Source organism: Treponema sp. (assembly GCF_024696245.1).
Lineage (GTDB): Bacteria > Spirochaetota > Spirochaetia > Treponematales > Treponemataceae > Treponema_D.
In genome coordinates, this window is record NZ_JAILGZ010000110.1 from 1 (window position 1) to 2,105 (window position 2,105).

3 protein-coding genes are annotated in these 2,105 nt (G+C 33.3%); all 3 read right to left on the minus strand.

Features of this window, described 5'->3' with window-relative positions:
* A partial coding sequence (locus tag K6D58_RS07895; protein WP_296829419.1) for a GtrA family protein occupies positions 1–245 on the minus strand: 245 nt, incomplete at its 3' end.
* On the minus strand, positions 246–1,415 hold the full coding sequence (locus K6D58_RS07900; protein WP_296829421.1) for a GumK N-terminal domain-containing glycosyltransferase: 1,170 nt from the start codon (positions 1,413–1,415) through the stop codon (positions 246–248).
* Positions 1,416–2,105 (minus strand): HipA domain-containing protein (locus tag K6D58_RS07905; RefSeq protein ID WP_486389759.1); only part of this gene is annotated, 690 nt, incomplete at its 5' end. It abuts the gene before it with no gap.

Genomic DNA, 2,105 nt, shown 5'->3' on the forward strand with positions numbered 1-2,105 from the left:
TAGCATATTAACAGTGTCAATATAAATAAAATTACTTGATTGAAGTTTCTTTGTTTGTTTTCAAATGTAAAAAATTTATTTAAAATAAAGGATAAAAGTCCACCGACAATATAATTGCAGGCAGAAGAAAGCCAATAGGAACAAGAAAAGCAATTATATAGAAGAAACATGAGACCTGCACCTACTATTGTATTTGCTATTCCTACAAGAAGAAATTTAATTAGTTTTTTATCTATAAGTGACATTTATAAATCCTTAATTGTTTTTAAGAACTGTGTCGTAATATTTTCCCATTTACGTGCTGATAAATCAAATTCGTAATTTGTAGTTTTGGTTTTTACAGCTTTGTTAACTGCGGATATAAAATCATCATAATTATAAGTTACTGAGACTCCTGCGTCTTTTAGTTTTGGAGTATCACAATATGCCACTATAGGTTTATGAGCAGCCATCGCTTGATAATATTTTGCAGTTATACCAAGAGGTCTGTTTTTATAAAAATCAGTTACGTAAGGTACCATTACAACTGAACAGTTGCTTATCCATGCAGGGACTTCTTGTGGTGAAATACCTGGAACATAAAAAAGATTTGAATATTGTTTAACTTTATTCTGAATATCATCAGAAGGGTAGTTAGGGCATACAATAATGTAATTGAATTCTGGGTTTTTCTCTGCAGCGTAAAACATTAAGTTCCATTCAATGTCCCATGCACCAACGTAGAGTATTGTGTTATCTTTTTGTAAAAGCTCTGGAACAGGATATTGTTTTTCATAGCTTTCAATATCGACGCCATTTGAGAGAAGTGTATATTTTATAGAAGAATCAAAATCGGAAATTTTACGTCTATATAGATTCAGACCTTCTTCATTAACTATAAGATTTAGGTCAGCTATCTTCATCATGTGTTTTTCATTTTCTATATAGCGATTTAGAGCACCATCATACATTAAAGGATCAGAAGGTCTGTAAATTATTTTTGCATGAGGAAATAAGTTTTTTATTTTATCAACATAAATCATCCCATCGGAGCTTTCAAAAACAAAGACATCACTCCCGGTCAGCCATTTGTTTGCAAACTTTTTAAAGGTTGTAAATGAAAAACGTTCAAAAGCGTTCATTGTATTGTCACTTAGAATTCTATTTGCAGAGTTGGGAAGTTTTAAAGTTGTAAGAGTAACATTGTGAAGTTTTGCAGCCCCAACATCATAAGTAATACCTTTTTGAAGTTCTTTTATAGATTTTTTATTAAACAACTCCTGGTGCATAAAATAGCCGTAATATGGACGAGGAAAACTAAAAAAAACTACTTCAATACCGGCATTGGCAGCTGCTTCTGCGAATTTATGAAATCCACCCTGCCGGTTTGAAATCCAGTTATGGGCTGTCAGAAAAGTTATCTTTTTTAAATTCATTTAAAACTCCCATTCCGCTTTGTATCCTAAGATACGTTCGCACTGTACGTTCTTTATCATGTTTATTTGAGCCAGCCGTTTTTCGGTAAACTTTTTGTCACACTGTATTGCGAGATTTGTTTCCCGTATTGCTTCAACGGATTTTCTTATTTCAGAAGTAAGTATAGCGCGGGCAGGAGCTACATAATCACTTCCAATAACAGGAGGTCTTTTAGACAGGTATTCATCAAAACTAATTTCTCTGCCATTAGAGCTTTTTCCAAAATCATATCCTTCTTCTGCAAGAGGAACAAATGCCATATTAAAATCAAAACATGGATTTAATGCAATCTGTTCAAAAGTTTCATTGTTTATAAGGAAACCAAAGTTACCAAAGTGGCGATCAGAATTAAGCGTTATGCAATCAGCTATAACCATGCGGCGGAAAGCATCTTCACAGTCATAGCTGCGATAAATTTCAAGAAGTTTTGGAAGTGTTAATTGATCTTTGTAAAACAATGAAATTGGTCTATATCCTGATTCCTGACTTGTAAAGAGTTTGCAGTCGGAAACTATACGTCCATCAAATTTTCTGAGTGTATATGTAACACTGTTGCAAATTTTTTCAAAAACCTGACTCGCCAGTACTTCTCCGTAAGGTTCTAAACCTGTGTTTCTGGCACCATCACTTCCTGTTTTAAGAAGATGGAT

Bases quoted from the DNA above. Each gene is read 5' to 3' on its own strand.
- K6D58_RS07900 (WP_296829421.1), bottom strand. From the start codon at position 1,415: ATGAATTTAAAAAAGATAACTTTTCTGACAGCCCATAACTGGATTTCA.